Source organism: Stenotrophomonas rhizophila (assembly GCF_003651185.1).
In the GTDB taxonomy this organism is placed as follows: domain Bacteria; phylum Pseudomonadota; class Gammaproteobacteria; order Xanthomonadales; family Xanthomonadaceae; genus Stenotrophomonas; species Stenotrophomonas maltophilia_Z.
In genome coordinates this window covers 407,716-423,043 of sequence record NZ_RCDC01000004.1, presented here as the reverse complement: position 1 = coordinate 423,043, position 15,328 = coordinate 407,716, and the positions used below count along the sequence as shown (strand labels likewise).

Here is a 15,328-nt window from a genome sequence, read left to right as displayed (position 1 = left end):
GCGTGCCCCTTACCAGTTGCGGAAGCGTTTGGGCGGGTTGTACAACCCACCGGACCAACGCACGAGATCCTTGACCGAGCGCGCGGCGAGCAGATCGCGGCTGGCATCGCGGGTGCGGATGCCGAGGTCTTCGGGGCGGCGGATGATGCCGCGGTCGCGCAGGTTCTCGACCATCGCGCGGTCACGGCCCAGGCCGACCGCGGTGTAGCCGGCCACGCCGCGGATCGCCTGTTCGCGTTCCTCAGGGCTGCGACACAGCAGCAGATTGGCGATGCCTTCTTCGGTCAGCACGTGGGTGACGTCATCGCCGTAGATCATCACCGGCGGCAGCGGCATCTTGGCGCGCTCGGCCAGCTCCCAGGCATCAAGACGGTCGACGAAGGCCGGCGCCATGTGCTCGCGGAACGTCTCCACCATCTGCACCACCAGCTTGCGACCGCGCGGCATCTGACCGGGCAGTGCCGCTTCCTGGCCCGCCTTCAGCCAGGCCGGGCTGGCATGGCGGCGACCGCGGGCATCCGAGCCCATGTTGGGCGCGCCGCCGAAGCCGGCGATGCGGTCGCGGGTAGCGGTGGAACTGTTGCCCTGCAGATCGATCTGCAGGGTGGAACCGATGAACATGTCGCAGGCGTACAGCCCGGCGGTCTGCGAGAACGCGCGGTTGGAGCGCATGCTGCCGTCGCTGCCGGTGAAGAACACATCCGAGCGCGCTTCGATGTAGCGCTCCATGCCCAGCTCCGAGCCGAACGAGTGCACCGACTGCACGAAGCCGGATTCGATCGCCGGGATCAGCGCGGGGTGCGGATTGAGCGCCCAGTGCGTGCCGATCTTGCCCTTCAGGCCCAGCGATTCGGCATAGGTCGGCAGCAGCAGCTCGATCGCGGCGGTATCGAAGCCGATGCCGTGGTTGAGGCGCTGCACACCGTACTCGGCGTAGATGCCCTTGATGGCCATCATCGCCATCAGCACATGGATCTCGGAGATCTGTGCCGGGTCGCGGGTGAACAGCGGCTCGATGTAGTTCGGGCGCGGCGCCTCGGTGACGAAGTTGACCCAATCGGCCGGGATATCGACGCGGGGGAGGGTGTCGACGATTTCGTTGACCTGCGCGATCACGATGCCGCCACGGAACGCGGTGGCCTCGACGATCACGGGGGTGTCTTCGGTGTTGGGGCCGGTGTAGAGATTGCCGTGACGGTCGGCGGCCTGGGCGGCGATCAGCGCGACCTGCGGGGTCAGATCGATGAAGTAGCGGCCGAACAGTTCGAGATAGGTGTGGATCGCCCCGATCTCGATCCGGCCTTCGGCAACCAGATTGGCGAGCCGGCCGCTCTGCGGGCCGGAGAACGAGAAGTCCAGGCGCTGGGCGATGCCGCGCTCGAAGACATCCAGGTGCGAGGGCAGGGACAGCACGGACTGGACCATGTGCAGGCCGTGGACCTGCGCCGGATCGAGCTGGGCCAGGCACTCGGCCAGGAAATCGGCTTGCTTCTGGTTGTTGCCCTCCAGGCAGACCCGGTCGCCGGGTTCCAGCACGGTGTGCAGGAGCTGTGGGACCTCGGCATGCGGCACCAGGCGCCCAAGGCCGGCATCGGTGGCCCGCTGCAGCCGTGCCTGGCGGCGGTCCGCAAGCGTGTTCCAGTCTCGAGCCATCTGCTGCCTCTACATAATTACGCTGTAATTACGAAACTACCATCCAAGATTGGCGGGGGCAAGGGGGCTGGAATGAGATTGCTGGAACGGCGTATTCATGTTTGCAGCGTTGAATGCCTGCCTCGTTCAAAATGCGTGTTGACCGAGCGCCCGCGCGGACCCTACCCAGGGCGCTTGGACGAGTTGTAGCCGGTGGGCTACAAAAGACAATAGCCCCGAATGGTTCGGAGTACAGATGCCATGGCAATGAACAAGAAAACGCGCTTGGAGACATTTGATGTGGCCGAGCACCTGCGAACACCCGACGAGATGGCGGCGTATCTCGATGCTTGCATCATCGAAAGTGACGGCGATGCGGCGTTCATCGCCAAGGCGCTTGGGGAGATCGCGCGCGCGCAAGGCATGAGTAAAGTGGCGCGTGATGCGGGTCTGTCGCGTGACCCTGACGATCAGCTAGGCGCCTTACCCGCACGCGGCCGCCGCGGCTTCGCCCCCCGCGGCACCACCTTCGGGGTTGCCACGAGCACGCCCCACTGATGCAGGTGTTCCATGCCCGACAGCGCGTCCAGGTACGCCATGAAATGCGTCAGGTAGCCGGGCGAGGTCTCTTTCATCAGCGTCAGCGCGCGATGGACCAGTACACCGGAGTTCAACGGCCCACCATTGGTGGGCATCTGGGCCAGTGATTCCTTGAGCTGGCTGGCATTGCGAAGCCTGGCCCACGTCGCACGGACCTCGCCCAGCACCGGCAATTCCGGATACGCAGCACTGTGCTGCCCGGTCAGTTCCGTGACCAGCGCCTGCAGGCCGATGCGCCCGGCTGACGGGCCCGGCGCGGATCGCACCGCTGTCGATGCCTGGGCAATCCGCTCCCTATAGCTCGCCATCAACGCATCCAGCCTGGCCTGCAACAGCGCCTGCACCTCGCCGTCATGCGCCTGCGCGCGGGCATGCAACGCCTCGATCACGGCAAAGCGCGTGCGGTCGATCTGGTCGAGCTTGTCCGCCCGCCAGTTCTCGAGAATCTCAGCGGTTGCGACAGGGTTACGGGGCATCCGCGGCCTTGCTCGCCTTGGGTTTCGGGATCGGGGCGATTTCGACGCGGCGGTTCTTGGCGCGGCCGTCTTCGTCGGCGTTGGAACTCACCGGCTGCTCCGAGCCAAACGCCGCGGCAAACACCGCATCGGACGGCACGCCCTCGGCGATGAGGGTACGGGTCACGGTCAGTGCACGCTCGGCGGAGAGTTCCCAGTTGTCGGCGAAACGCCAGTTGCCGTCGCGCACCTGCTGGTCGTCGGTGAAGCCGCTGACCATGAGGATTTCCTCGCGCGAGGCCAGATAGCCTTTCAACGGCCCGGCCAGACTCTTGAGGACGTCGGCACCTTCCGGCTGCAGCTGGTCCGAGTTCAACGCGAACAGCACATTGCCGCGGATGCCGATGCGGCCATCCACCAGCGTCACACGCCCGGCCGCGAGCGGGCCGGCCAAGGCCTGCTCCAGCGTCTGGCGGCGCTGCACTTCGGCCTGGCGCTGCTTGACCTCTTCATCCAGGCGATGGGTCAGCTCCAGCTGCAGCGCGACCACGCCGACCAGGATCAGCACGAACGCACCGAGCAGCACCGACATCAGGTCGCCGAACGCGGCCCAGATCGGCGCACCTCCGTCGGCCTCGACTTCGATCTCGTCGCTCATGCCGAGGCGGCTCCGGCCTTGCTGCTGCGGCGGCCGGCCAGCTGATGCAGCTCATCGATGATCTGCTTCTGCGAGAGCACGCTGAGGTCGATCACCTCACGCGCCTGGGCAACGTAGTAGGCGAGCTGCTCGTCACTGCGTGCCAGCGAGCCGTCCAGCGAGGCGGCGATCTGGGCCAACCGCTCGTTGAGGCCGTCGCTGGCCGTCCCGAAGGACTGCACGGCGCTGCCCAGCGCATCGGCCAGGCTCGCGACTTCCACCGCGCTGCCGGTGACCTGCGCGGCCACGCTGCCCAGCTTGCCGGTCTCAGCTTCGATGTGATCGGTGAAGCGGGTGCCAACCCGGTCCAGCAGTTCGGCCGAGGTCGATACCAGTGCATCGACGGCGACGCGCTGCTCGTTGGCAGCGTGGTTGACCGCATCCAGCAGGGTTTCCACGGTCGCCAGCAGACGGCTGCGTTCTTCCAGCGTGGCGGTGTCGCGGACCAGGCTGTCGGAGAGTTTGCTGCGCAGCTCGGCAACGACATCGGCCGCGGCCTTGGGCGCTTCCGAAGCGGCCTGCACCAGCCGCGAGATTTCGCTGATCGTCTCGCTGGCGTGCGCCTGGGCCTGCTGGGTGATGTCGTTGGCGGTGCGGGCGAGGGTGTCGCAGATCTCCTGCTGACGGCTGGCCACGCTGGCGCCGGTCTGCTCCCAGCGTTCGCCGAGGCTGGCGCTCATGCCGGTGAAGGCATCGGTCCACACGCTCAGGCGCTGTTGATCGCGCGCTTCCAGTGCGTCCTGCAGCTGGGTATGTGAGTGCTGCATCGCCTCGCCGAGCGAGACCGCCTGCGCCTGCAGCGTCGCGGCGGCGGCATCCAGCGCGTGCTGGTGGCGCTCGCTCAGTGCGGTCGCAGCGGCATCCTGGCGCGCGAGGGCGTGCTGCCATGCCTCGGCGATCTGCGCGGTGGTGGCCTCCATGCGGCTGCCGACCGCGTCGATCAGGCCGGTGGCCCGGGCGTCATGTGTGTCGGTGAAGCTGGACAGTGCGCTGCGCAGATCGGCAGTCAGCGCGGCATGGGTCTGCTGCTGCGCAGCCTGAGCCTCCTGCCAGCGCTGCGCGGTCGCGTTGAGCTCGGTCGAGACGGCTTCAAGCAACGCGCTGGAGCGCTCGCCATGCTGCTCGGCGAACTGGGCCAGTGCACTGCGCAGCTCGGTCGCCATGGCTTCATTGGTCTGCTGCTGTTCGGACTGTGCCGCCTGCCAACCGTCAGCGGTGCTGACCAGCTTCGCGGAGACCGCATCGAGCAGGCCAAGTGCGCGTTGATCATGCTGCGCGGTGAACCCGTCCAGCGCGGCGCGCAGGTCGGTGGTCAGGGCGGTATTGGTTTGCTGCTGGCTGTCCAGCGCGGCTTGCCAGGACGCGGCGGTGGCGGCACGGCTGGCATCGAAACCCTGAGTCAAACCGGCCAACTGGCGCTGCACCGCATCGGTCACCGTTTCGTGCATGGTGGCGTTGGCACGCGCGATGCCGGCGAGCGTGGTGTCCATCACCGGCTGCAAGGCCGCACCGACCGCACGTGCGCTCTCGGCGACGCTGGCCTTGAGCGATTGTTCGATGGCCGCAGTCAGGCGGGCATATTCCTCGTCCGCCTTGGCATGGAAACGCTGCTGGTTAGCCAGCAGGCGGTCACCCGAGGCGCTGCTTTGCTGCTCGATCGCGGTGGTCATGGCCTGCAGCCGATCCACCAGCGCCGGCATCAGTTCGGCCTGTTGCTGCAGCAAACGGAAGGCTTCATTGCGCTGCCAGGATTGCGAATGCGTGTGCAGGGTGGTGGCGATCTCCACGTCCAGCCGCTGCACCGCTTCCAGACGTTCACGCCGGCACAGGGCCGAGAGCAGGCCCAGCATCGCGGAGGTGGCGACACCGGCGATCGAGGTGCCGAAGGCGACCGCAAGGCCCTCCACCGGCGCACCCAGCGAGCCGCGGATGGCCTGCAGGTCGGTCGCGCTTTCCAGCGCCAGTCCGGTGCCGCGCAGCGTCGCCATCATGCCGAGCAGGGTGCCGAGCATGCCCAGCAGCACCAGCAGCCCGACCAGGTACGGGGTCAGGACCGGGCCGGGCAGGGCAACGCGCTCGCCTTCCACGCGCAGGCGCACCGCGTTGCGCAGGCTGGGATGCAGCTGGCCCAGCCAGGTGGCGAGCCCGGCGCTGGCGGTGCCCGCACTGGTGCTGGCTGCCGTGAGCGAGGCGGTCGCCTGCCGGTAGCGATACAGCTCGAGGCCACCGGCGAGGTAGCAGATAGCGATCAGCAGGGCGACCGCGAAACCGACCGGATTGGTGCTGGCATAGCCCGCGCCGATCCAGCACACCGCAACAAGGCCAAGCAGGAAAACAACGTAGTGAAGACTGGTTCTGAACATGACGTCCCGGTTAGTGGGTGCGAAGCGCTGCAAGCAGGCCTTCGATCGGTTGAAAACGGATATCCAGCTCGGCCAGCAGCAGGCTCTGCATGTCGCGGCGGAACACCTCGAGCCAGGCATCATCGGTGCCGTTATCGCGCAGGCGTTCGAAATGCACCCTCAGCAGCACCGGCACCTTGGCCAGCAGGCTGTACTCCCGCGCACTCAGGGTCTGCTCCATCAGCGCATCCACCTCGGCCAGGCGCGCCATCTCGGGCGAGCTGCGGGTCAGCATGTCGCGCAGGCGCCCCCGCAGACGGCTGGTGGCGCTGAGCATGGCGCGCTGCAGGCTGAGATAGCGCTCGCCGTACACGGTGTATTCGATGGGGGCGTCGGCACCGTCGGCGTCAACCACCCGGCGAGGCGGTTTGGTGGGCTCAGGTTCCTGAACAATACTCGCCTCCAGCGCCGCGCGGATCCGCTGGCATTCCGCGTCCTCGTCTGCATCGAAGTCCGGCCCCTCGACCGCGGCCGGCAGCCGGCCATCGAGCGCCTTGGACAACGTCACCGCCCGCGTCCAGTCCACCCACTCGCTGAGCCGGTCTGACAGGGCAGGGCCCGTCGAAGACAGGTTGCTCTCAGCGAGGCGGGCCAGCAGCCGGATGAAGGCCGGGCCCGGGACAGGCGTCCGTTGCGCGGTTTTGGCCATTGTTCCGGTTAAAACGATGAATTTTACACCGTAATGACCGGTGGCCGCCCGGCCCCGGGGTTCAGCCTCGGCGGGCCCTCACTTCGCCAGCAGGGGCCAATAGCCGTCCAGTTGCCGGCGCTGGCGGGCGGTGAGCTCACGGCCCAGTGCGGTCCTGAGCCGGTCCGCTTCAGCGGGCCGGCCGGCCAGGATCGATTCGCGCGCCAGTTCCAGGCGGGCGCGTTGGCGCACGCTGAGATTACCGAAGGGGTCGAACCAGGAATCCAGACGGCGCACATCCTTCACCCCGGTCCAGGTGAATCGTGCCTCGCCGGCGGCCGCCGCAATCTGTTTGTAACGCCCGATCGCCTCGGCGCGACTGATGCGGCCCTGCAGCAGGTCCAGCCGCGTCGCCAGCAACTGCAGCTCGGCGGTAGCGCTGCTGCCGGAGAGGGCGTCCACCGTTTCGCGCAGGAAGGCATCGTCGCGGTTGCCGGTCTGTGCCTGTCTGCCGAGCAGGTTGAAGCTGGCGACCGCGAAGCGGTACGCCGGCAGTTCCTGCCGCTGGATATCCGCATCGCTCGGGGCACCCAGGCTCGACGGCTGCACCACCACGATGCCGGGCTCATCGGCCAGCACAGCATCGATGTCGCGCTTGTGGAACTCACCGACCACCACGACCACGGTGCCGCCTGGATGCGCCCGCGCGGCCGCCGCGATGCGCTTGGCCTGCAAAAAGGTGCGATACAGGAACAGGCGACGCGGCAGGTCCTGCGCGGTACGTGTCGCTGGGGTGAGGCTCCATTGCGTGGAGCGCGCCACGTTCTGCGGATCGTCGGCGTGGAAAAGGGTCCGGTGCAATTGCGCCGGTTCGGGAAAGGTGAGGAACTGTTGGAAGCCCCGGATCGGCCGGATCTCAGGGATCGCCTCCAGGTCCATGCCGAAGCCCAGTTGCGCGTCTTCCGTCGAGGGATGCCAGTCGAAGGGGCACACGTCGATGTTGCGCTCCCGGGCGAACGGCACCACCACGTCCTGCACTTCGTAGGTGAACTCATAGAAATCGTTACGCGCAAATGCCTCCGGCGATCGCTCTATGCAGATCGCATCGGGTGCAGCGCGATCCATGAACGCCGCCAGCACCGCCGGCCGATCCTCGCGCGCCACCAGTTGTGCGGCATGATCCACGCCCAGCACGATCACCTGGGTTGCCGCTTCAGGCGGAGCGCCCCTTGCCGGCAGCGATAGCATTGCCAACACCACACCCACGACCAACATCCTGTTCATTACGGCTCCTGTGCACACGTTGTGTTTCACAGGGTGGCAGGGTGCAGAGCCGAATGCAGGTGCCGGAAGTTGTAGTCAGGTGCGTCTCTTCAACACGGCTACGGCCAGCTCAAGGGCGGCCAAGGCAACCAATGCCCAGATGAACACGGCCTTGCCGGCGGTGACCAGCAGCCAACCGCCGAAGGGCGGGAATCCGAAGATGCCGATGAAATAGGCGACGACAAACCAGGTCAGTGCTGCGTGGCGGTCTTCCTGGCGCGCTCCGTGGACCGCCCAGGTCTGAATCACCGGATAGAGCAGGCCGTAACCGGCGCCGGTGAGGACAGCGGCGGCAATCTGGAACGCCGGATGCACCGGCACCCAGAGCAGGCACGCCAGCCCTGCAATCAGGCAGCCCAACAGACAGCTGATCAACGGGGTCCGCGACCATGTGGGCAGAAGACGTGCCAGCAACAAGCGTGCTATCACGGCGGTGCCGGCGTGAACCGCAAAAAAGGTGGTGGCACTCGCCCGTGTACCTTCGCTCAGCGATCCCTGGAAGGCCATCATGCCGGAGAAGACGGCGCCACCGAATCCGGCCATCACAATCGGACGAATGGCGGCGCTTCTGCCGAGCGTGGCGATGCTGCGCACCCACGGTCGCAGCGCGCCCTCGCGTGGGCAACGCGGTTCACGCAGAGCGAATACGGCCAGCAGCAGTGAGGCCACCAGTCCGCCCACGGCTACGCCGATGAATGCAGTACTCAACGGAAACCCGCCGTGTGTCACTGCCAGCGCGAGCAGGATCGGGCTTCCGCAGATACCCGTCATCTGGAACGCGCTGAAGCGGGTGAAGGCAGTGCCCCGGGCGCTATCGGTCAGCCGCTCGGACAAGGCGAGAGGCGCACCTAGATAGAACATTCCCCAGCCCAGGCCAATCAGCAGCGCAGCCAGCCCAGGCAGGTGAGCCGGTTCCAATCCGCGGAGACTGGCCAGCAGGGCATAGCCGCAGGCGAGGGTGAACGCGCCCAGGGCCGCCAGACGCGCCGCATCGATCCGGCCAGCGCTCCAGCCAACCGCAGGAACACCGATCAGGGTGCCGATCAAGGCCATGCCAAGGGTGCTGCCAGCATCGATATCGGTTCCGCCGTGCGCGCGGAACCATAGCGAGATGAGGAAGGTGGCGCCATAGCCCGCGGCGGTGAGCAGCGTGCCCAGCATGATGAACGGCGTCGATCTGGGGTGCATGGCGCATGTGCCTGAAGCAGGGTTGTCGATGCAGCGTCCGCCGTCGATGCGCTCGCTTGCGCGTTGTGCTGTCTGTCGCGACGCGCTTCGCGGGGGGCAAAAGGCGTGTGCGCAGTCTAGAAAGGCCGGGCATCCGAACAGTAGAGGCAAATGCGTCAATAAACGGAATCCAAACCACCGCCACGGCTGGCGGATCGACCTGCATCGGCGTTCTTGCGGCGGCGAACGATGCGTGCCTGCGGGGCTGCATACAGGATGCATACATCCCTATGCACTGCGCACACACTCGGTTGCCTACGGTGGACCCAGAGTCAGAGTGCAACCGCGCTCGGCTTTCCCCATAAGGAGTAGATGATGAGTCAGCAGATCCCCGAAGGTACCCTCGTTGTTGTCGCCGATGGCGGCTCGGCCCGCGTGTTCACCAACGTCGGCACGTCGCATAAGCTGCAACTCAAGCAGGAGGGGGAACTGCAGCTGCAGGCCGTCAGCGAAACCGGCGCGTCCGGGCAGGGCCCGTCCGGCTCGGTGCCGCAGGAAATGACGATTTCCCAGCTCAACGAGGCGACGTTTGCCAAGCAGGTTGCGGCGCAGTTGAACGAAGACGCGTTGAAGAACCGCTACGCACATCTGATCCTGATCGCCGATCCGCAGACACTGGGCCGTATCCGCCCACTGCTGCACAAGGAAACGCAGGAGCGCCTGATCAAGGATCTCGCCAAGGACTTCACCAACGCGCCGCTGGAGGACATCCAGCGCGCACTGTCCTGAGGACCGCCCATGGCCTTCGTGCGTGAGTACAGCCCATCGGACATCACCCGTGCCGACATCGATGCGGGCAGCGGATGGGTGCTGCTGGAATTCGGCACCGGCTGGTGCGGCCATTGCAGTGCCGCCCAGCCCCTGTTGCAGAAGTTCCTTGGCGGCTACGATGCGACGCACCTGAAGGTCGAGGATGGGAAGGGGCGGCCATTGGGCCGCTCCTTTGCCGTGAAGCTGTGGCCGACCGTGATCCTGTTTCGCGATGGCCAGGAAATCGCGCGGGCGGTGCGGCCGCATGAGCGCGAGGATCTGGCGCCGCTGATCGACGCGCTGGAACGCGGCCAGTAGCGCCAGGGAAACAGCTTGAAACACGCTGTTCCATGCGCCGCAGACACGCATGGAGGGGATCGAGTGCGCCAAGTGTAGTAATATGGTCCGCTTGATCACCCCCGGGCCATTGCCCGCTTCCTGGTCATCCTTCCCGCAGCGTCGCTGAGTCCACGCGGCCGTCCGGGATCGTCTGTTGCAACCCCTCCTCGCGCATCGCGCTGTGTCATCAGAGGCGGTATTTCCTGTGCCGTGCGCGGGACCTCGGGCGCCGCGATGGCCTGCTTCCAGGAGAAAGCAGATGCAGGACCTGCCTGCCGCACACGCTCATTTCGGCTGGTTCAAACGCCGCCGCCAGATGCATGTCGACGAAGTCACCGTCGTTGATCGCCCCATGTTGAAGAAGGCCGTTGGCGCCGCCGCGCTCGGCAATGCGATGGAGTGGTTCGATTTCGGTGTCTACGGCTACCTCGCCGTCACCCTCGGCCACGTGTTCTTCCCCGACAGCAGCCCGACCGCACAGCTGATCGCCACGTTTGCCACCTTCACCGTCGCCTTCCTGGTGCGCCCGCTGGGCGGCCTGGTGTTCGGCCCGCTGGGTGACAAGTACGGGCGGCAGAAGGTGCTCGCGGCCACCATGATCCTGATGGCCGCCGGTACCTTCAGCATCGGCCTGATTCCCTCGTACGACCGTATCGGCATCTGGGCGCCAGCGCTGTTGCTGCTTGCCCGCATCGTGCAGGGGTTCTCCACCGGCGGTGAGTACGGCGGCGCGGCGACGTTCATCGCCGAGTATTCGACCGACCGCAACCGCGGCCTGATGGGCAGCTGGCTGGAGTTCGGCACGCTGGGTGGCTACATCGCCGGTGCCGGCACGGTCACCGCACTGCACATGGCCCTGAGCAGCACCCAGATGCTGGACTGGGGCTGGCGCATTCCGTTCCTGGTGGCCGGTCCGCTGGGTCTGCTTGGCCTGTACATGCGCATGAAGCTGGAAGAGACACCTGCCTTCCGCGCGTATGCCGAAGAGGCCGAGAAGCGCGATCACGAGCGCCCTGGTCTGGGCGCGCTGTTCCGCGTGCATTGGGCACAGCTGCTGATCTGTGTCGGCCTGGTGCTGGTGTTCAACGTGACCGATTACATGCTGCTCACCTACATGCCCAGCTATCTGAGCGTCACGATGGGCTACGCCGAGAGCAAGGGCCTGCTGCTGATCATCATCGTGATGCTGGTGATGATGCCGCTCAATGTGCTGGGCGGGTTGTTCAGCGATCGCCTGGGCCGCCGCCCGATGATCATTGGTGCCTGCATCGCGCTGTTCCTGCTGGCGATCCCGTGCCTGAAGCTGGTCGGCAGTGGCAATGACTGGCTGATCTTCCTCGGGTTGATGCTGCTCGGCGTGGCGCTGGTGTGCTTCACCAGCTCGATGCCGTCCACGCTGCCGGCGCTGTTCTACACGCCGGTGCGCTACAGCGCGCTGTCGATCGCCTTCAATGTCTCGGTTTCGCTGTTCGGTGGCACCACGCCGTTGGTGACCGCCTGGCTGGTGGAGCGCACCGGCGATCCGCTGGTGCCGGCGTACTACCTGATGGGCGCGGCGGTGATCGGCGTGATCACCATGCTGTTCGTGCGTGAGACGGCCGGGATGCCGCTGCGTGGTTCGCCGCCGGCGGTAGCCAGCGAGGCCGAAGCCCGTGCGCTGATGCACAGCGACGAGCCGGTCACGGTGGATGCGACCCAGCCGACGCTGCCGGTGGCTGCGGTGCCGGAGGATGCGCGTCCCGCGTAGGCGCCGTCCGCTCGGCCCGGCGCCGGCAACACCCGCACCGCAACATGTCAGCTCGATCGGCCAGTGCTAGGATCAACCTCACCTGAATCGATCTAAATTCAACGCCATGACAAAAACGGGGACGGTGCGGTGGTTGGGGCTCGCGGTAGGCGCGATGTTGGTGGCCGGCACGGCCACGGCGGCACCGGCGAAGCTCGGCGAACGCGCCTATGCGGCGGTCGATCCGTTCATCGGCACGGCCGGGGAGGGGCACACCTATCCCGGCGCGACCGTTCCGTTCGGGATGGTGCAGCTCAGCCCGGACACCCGCATCCAGCCGCGCGAGAAGGCGTATGGCTGGGCGGCGGGCTACCGGCATGACGACACCAGCATCGTCGGCTTCTCGCACACGCACTTCTCCGGCAGCGGCCATTCCGATCTGGGCGATGTGCTGCTGATGCCGGTGCGCACCGATGCCAGCCTGGAGCGGGGCGATCCGGACAAACCCGGCAGCGGCTATACCTCGCGCTTCCGCCACGACGACGAGCGCGCCGAACCAGGCTACTACGCCGTCACCCTGGATGATCCGAAGGTGCGCGCCGAGCTGACCACCAGCACCCGCGTCGGCGTGCATCGCTATACCTATCCGGCCAACCAGCCCGCACGCGTGCTGCTGGACCTGCGCACCAGCCTCTACGACTACCCCGGCAAGATCATGTGGTCGCGCCTGCGCGCCCGTGAGGACGGCACCATCACCGGCTTCCGCGAGACCCGCGGCTGGGCACCGGGGCGCCAGCTGTATTTCGCGATGCGCTTCTCGCGGCCGCTGACCGGTCACGCCTTCCACAACACCGAAACCGACATCGCCTACAAAGGCTTCCCGCCGCCGGGGCATCAGAGCCCGGCCCAGCGTGCGCAGATCGAAGGCCGCCAGCTGGTCGGCACCTTCGATTTCGGCACGCTGGACACGCCGCTGGTGGTGACGGTGGCGATCTCGTCGGTCAGCGAGGCCGGTGCGATCGCCAACCTGGAGAGTGAAGTACCGGGCTTCGATTTCGATCGTGTCCGTGCCGAGGCGAAAACGCAATGGACGCAGGCACTGTCGGTGCTGGATATCGACGGCCCCGAGCACGACCGTCGCAGCGCCTACACCGCGCTGTACCACAGCCTGCTCGGGCCGACCGTGTTCATGGACAGCGATGGCCAGTACCGCGGCTCGGACAATGCCGTGCACCGCGCCGAGGGCTATACCAACTACTCGACGTTCTCGCTGTGGGACACCTACCGCGCCCTGCATCCGCTGCTGACCCTGGTGCAGCCGGAGAAGCGCAACAGCGATTTCATCAATTCACTGCTCGCGCACCAGCACAACAGCGCCTACGGGATGCTGCCGGTCTGGGCGTTCCACGGTCAGGAAACCTGGTGCATGATCGGCTACCACGCCGTGCCGGTGATCGCCGATGCCTACCTCAAGGGCATCCGCGGGTTCGATGAGAACAAGGCGTTGGCGGCGATGGTGGCCACCGCGAATTACGGCCCGTACGACGGCATCGCGCAGTACCGCGAGCTGGGCTGGGTGCCGATCGATGAAGAAGGCGAGGCCGCCAGCAAGACACTGGAATATGCGTTCGACGACTGGACCATCGCGCGCATGGCCAAGGCGATGGGCAACACCCAGGTCGCCAGCGAGTTCGAGAAGCGCGCCACGAACTGGCGCAATGCCTATGACAAGGACACCGGTTTCATGCGGGCGCGCAAGCGCGATGGCAGCTTCCGCACGCCGTTCGATCCGAGCGCCAGCGGCTACGGCACGGATTACACCGAAGGCAACGCCTGGCAGTACTCCTGGTACGTGCCGCACGACGTGGCCGGCCTGGCCGCCGCGCACGGGGGCAGCGATGCGCTGCTGGCCCGTCTGGACCAGGTGTTCGAGGCCAAGGTCGACCCGTCCATCTTCGAGCACATGGAAGACATCACCGGCCTGATCGGCTGGTACGCGCACGGCAACGAGCCCAGCCACCACGTGGCCTACCTGTATGCCCATGCCGGCCAGCCGTGGCGCACCCAGGCCCGGCTGAAGCAGATCATGGATACCCAGTACGCCGACCGTCCCGATGGCCTGGCCGGCAATGACGACCTGGGCCAGATGTCGGCGTGGTACGTGTTCACCGCGCTGGGCTTCTACCCGGTGGCGCCGGGCAGCGGCGAGTACATCATCGGCCGTCCGTTCCTGCCCAGGGCGGCGCTGCACCTGCCCAACGGCAGGACCTTCACCATCGTCACCGACGGGCTGGGCAAGGGCCACGACTATGTCGGTTCGGTGACCCTCAATGGCCAGCCGCTGCAGCGCACCTTCCTGCGCCACGACGAGATCCTGGCCGGCGGGGAGCTGCGCTTCACCCTGCAGGCCGAGCCCAACAAGGCCTGGCCGGGGCAGGGCGCCGAGCAGCCGTACTCGATGTCCCACTGACCGGCAGCCGGCCCCCCCTCTGGCCAAAATGGGATTTATGTCCAATTTGGCCAGAAGGGGTATAGTGGGCACATCCCGTCCTGGAGCGTGCCATGACCCTGCCACTGGATCTGCCCGGCCTTGAGAAGGCCACGGCCTCGTCGGTGAAAACCCGCGGCTGGCCCAGCCTGATGCGCACCGTCCGCGAGAAGCAGGCACTGGTGATCACCAACCACAATCACCCCGAAGCGGTGATCGTGGACATCAAGACCTACCAGGAACTGCTGGCCAAGGCCGCCGGCGGCGATGCCGACGAGCGCCTGGGCGAGCTGGAACGTCTGCGCGACGCCTTCGATACCACGCTGGCCAGCCTTGGCCGCGATGGCGGGTTGGGCAAGGTACTGGGGCAGCCGATCCGCCGCGGCCGCAAGGTTGCCCTCGGCAGTCCGCTCTGACCGATGGGACGCATTCTGGTGCTGGCCGGCGTCAATGGCGCCGGCAAGAGTTCGCTGCTGGGCATGTGGCTGGAAGAAGAAGGCCTGACCTGGTTCAACCCGGATACGTTCACCCGCCGCCTGGTGGAGACGGGCTGGTCGCTGGGCGAGGCCAATGCCGCGGCGTGGAACGAAGGCGCGCGCCGGCTGCGGCAGGCGATCGACGAAGGCACCGACTTCGCGTTCGAAACCACGCTGGGCGGCAATACCATCCCGCGCCTGCTACGCGAGGCCTGCGACCGCCACGATGTGGCGATCTGGTTCTGCGGCCTGCAGAGCGTGGCGCTGCACATCGAACGCGTGGCCGCACGGGTCAGCCGCGGCGGGCATGATATTCCCGCCGACAAGATCCGCGCCCGCTACGATTCATCGCGCGAGAACCTGCTGGCCCTGCTGCCGCACCTGGCTGAGCTGCACGTCTACGACAACAGTGCCCCGGCCGATGCCGATGGCGCCGAACCGCTGCCGGTGCTGCAGTTGGACCGCAACGGGCTGCACTATCCGGCCTCGGCGATCGAGCTGCTGCAGACCCCGGACTGGGCCAAGCCGATCGTGATGCGCGCCATGGAACTGCACGACATCCGCTGAGGCGCACCTCGCGCCTGC

General features: G+C 66.6%; 14 protein-coding genes. 7 read left to right on the top strand and 7 right to left on the bottom strand.

What is annotated here, in order from left to right; genetic code table 11:
- Positions 1-9: 9 nt before the first annotated feature.
- Positions 10-1,653 carry a malonate decarboxylase subunit alpha gene (mdcA, locus tag BCL79_RS01810; protein ID WP_121036900.1) on the bottom strand — a complete coding sequence of 548 codons (1,644 nt, stop codon included), beginning with the start codon at positions 1,651-1,653 and terminating at the stop codon, positions 10-12.
- A 219-nt stretch (positions 1,654-1,872) separates the two neighbouring features.
- Between mdcA and BCL79_RS20575 the strand changes: the two genes are divergently transcribed.
- Complete coding sequence (locus tag BCL79_RS20575) at positions 1,873-2,190, top strand: addiction module antidote protein (protein WP_428999392.1); 318 nt, start codon at positions 1,873-1,875, stop codon at positions 2,188-2,190.
- Here the strand turns inward: BCL79_RS20575 and BCL79_RS01800 are convergent.
- The 6 genes from BCL79_RS01800 to BCL79_RS01775 all read right to left on the bottom strand — a co-directional run bounded on the left by BCL79_RS01800 (position 2,103) and on the right by BCL79_RS01775 (position 9,186).
- Entirely contained in the window at positions 2,103-2,708 is a 606-nt protein-coding gene (locus tag BCL79_RS01800; protein WP_121036898.1) for a DUF2894 domain-containing protein, read from the bottom strand. The two genes, BCL79_RS20575 and BCL79_RS01800, sit on opposite strands and share 88 nt — an antisense overlap.
- On the bottom strand, positions 2,698-3,345 hold the full coding sequence (locus tag BCL79_RS01795) for an OmpA family protein (RefSeq protein WP_121036897.1): 648 nt from the start codon (positions 3,343-3,345) through the stop codon (positions 2,698-2,700). Before BCL79_RS01795 ends, BCL79_RS01800 begins: the two co-directional genes overlap by 11 nt.
- Entirely contained in the window at positions 3,342-5,747 is a 2,406-nt protein-coding gene (locus BCL79_RS01790; protein ID WP_121036896.1) for a DUF802 domain-containing protein, read from the bottom strand. Before BCL79_RS01790 ends, BCL79_RS01795 begins: the two co-directional genes overlap by 4 nt.
- A gap of 10 nt (positions 5,748-5,757) precedes the next feature.
- Positions 5,758-6,435 (bottom strand): DUF3348 domain-containing protein, encoded by a 678-nt coding sequence (locus tag BCL79_RS01785; protein WP_121036895.1) that lies wholly within the window; start codon positions 6,433-6,435, stop codon positions 5,758-5,760.
- A gap of 78 nt (positions 6,436-6,513) precedes the next feature.
- Positions 6,514-7,698: a hypothetical protein gene (locus BCL79_RS01780; protein WP_147433828.1), complete on the bottom strand. Its 1,185-nt coding sequence runs from the start codon at positions 7,696-7,698 to the stop codon at positions 6,514-6,516.
- 75 nt (positions 7,699-7,773) lie between these two features.
- Entirely contained in the window at positions 7,774-9,186 is a 1,413-nt protein-coding gene (locus tag BCL79_RS01775) for an MFS transporter (RefSeq protein ID WP_343182207.1), read from the bottom strand.
- 93 nt (positions 9,187-9,279) lie between these two features.
- Here BCL79_RS01775 and BCL79_RS01770 point away from each other — a divergent pair, with 93 nt between their 5' ends.
- From BCL79_RS01770 to BCL79_RS01745, 6 genes are all read left to right on the top strand, one after another.
- Positions 9,280-9,693 (top strand): host attachment family protein, encoded by a 414-nt coding sequence (locus tag BCL79_RS01770; protein ID WP_121036892.1) that lies wholly within the window; start codon positions 9,280-9,282, stop codon positions 9,691-9,693.
- Positions 9,694-9,702: 9 nt separating this feature from the next.
- Entirely contained in the window at positions 9,703-10,032 is a 330-nt protein-coding gene (locus BCL79_RS01765; RefSeq protein ID WP_121036891.1) for a thioredoxin family protein, read from the top strand.
- Between the two features lie 280 nt (positions 10,033-10,312).
- A complete protein-coding gene (gene proP / locus BCL79_RS01760; RefSeq protein ID WP_121036890.1) occupies positions 10,313-11,800 on the top strand; it encodes a glycine betaine/L-proline transporter ProP in 1,488 nt (495 codons plus the stop codon).
- 106 nt (positions 11,801-11,906) lie between these two features.
- Positions 11,907-14,249, top strand: coding sequence for a GH92 family glycosyl hydrolase (locus tag BCL79_RS01755; protein WP_121036889.1), 2,343 nt, complete (start codon positions 11,907-11,909; stop codon positions 14,247-14,249).
- Positions 14,250-14,341: 92 nt separating this feature from the next.
- The gene (locus BCL79_RS01750) at positions 14,342-14,683 is read left to right on the top strand and encodes a type II toxin-antitoxin system prevent-host-death family antitoxin (RefSeq protein WP_121036888.1); all 342 of its coding nucleotides are present in this window, start codon (positions 14,342-14,344) and stop codon (positions 14,681-14,683) included.
- Positions 14,684-14,686: 3 nt separating this feature from the next.
- Positions 14,687-15,310 carry a hypothetical protein gene (locus tag BCL79_RS01745; RefSeq protein WP_121036887.1) on the top strand — a complete coding sequence of 208 codons (624 nt, stop codon included), beginning with the start codon at positions 14,687-14,689 and terminating at the stop codon, positions 15,308-15,310.
- Positions 15,311-15,328: the final 18 nt, after the last annotated feature.

Bases quoted from the DNA above. Each gene is read 5' to 3' on its own strand.
- proP (WP_121036890.1), top strand. From the start codon at position 10,313: ATGCAGGACCTGCCTGCCGCACACGCTCATTTCGGCTGGTTCAAACGC.
- BCL79_RS01755 (WP_121036889.1), top strand. From the start codon at position 11,907: ATGACAAAAACGGGGACGGTGCGGTGGTTGGGGCTCGCGGTAGGCGCG.
- BCL79_RS01780 (WP_147433828.1), bottom strand. From the start codon at position 7,698: ATGAACAGGATGTTGGTCGTGGGTGTGGTGTTGGCAATGCTATCGCTG.
- BCL79_RS01775 (WP_343182207.1), bottom strand. From the start codon at position 9,186: ATGCATCCTGTATGCAGCCCCGCAGGCACGCATCGTTCGCCGCCGCAA.
- BCL79_RS01770 (WP_121036892.1), top strand. From the start codon at position 9,280: ATGAGTCAGCAGATCCCCGAAGGTACCCTCGTTGTTGTCGCCGATGGC.
- BCL79_RS01745 (WP_121036887.1), top strand. From the start codon at position 14,687: ATGGGACGCATTCTGGTGCTGGCCGGCGTCAATGGCGCCGGCAAGAGT.
- BCL79_RS01785 (WP_121036895.1), bottom strand. From the start codon at position 6,435: ATGGCCAAAACCGCGCAACGGACGCCTGTCCCGGGCCCGGCCTTCATC.
- BCL79_RS01800 (WP_121036898.1), bottom strand. From the start codon at position 2,708: ATGCCCCGTAACCCTGTCGCAACCGCTGAGATTCTCGAGAACTGGCGG.
- BCL79_RS01765 (WP_121036891.1), top strand. From the start codon at position 9,703: ATGGCCTTCGTGCGTGAGTACAGCCCATCGGACATCACCCGTGCCGAC.
- BCL79_RS01790 (WP_121036896.1), bottom strand. From the start codon at position 5,747: ATGTTCAGAACCAGTCTTCACTACGTTGTTTTCCTGCTTGGCCTTGTT.
- BCL79_RS01750 (WP_121036888.1), top strand. From the start codon at position 14,342: ATGACCCTGCCACTGGATCTGCCCGGCCTTGAGAAGGCCACGGCCTCG.
- BCL79_RS01795 (WP_121036897.1), bottom strand. From the start codon at position 3,345: ATGAGCGACGAGATCGAAGTCGAGGCCGACGGAGGTGCGCCGATCTGG.
- BCL79_RS20575 (WP_428999392.1), top strand. From the start codon at position 1,873: ATGGTTCGGAGTACAGATGCCATGGCAATGAACAAGAAAACGCGCTTG.
- mdcA (WP_121036900.1), bottom strand. From the start codon at position 1,653: ATGGCTCGAGACTGGAACACGCTTGCGGACCGCCGCCAGGCACGGCTG.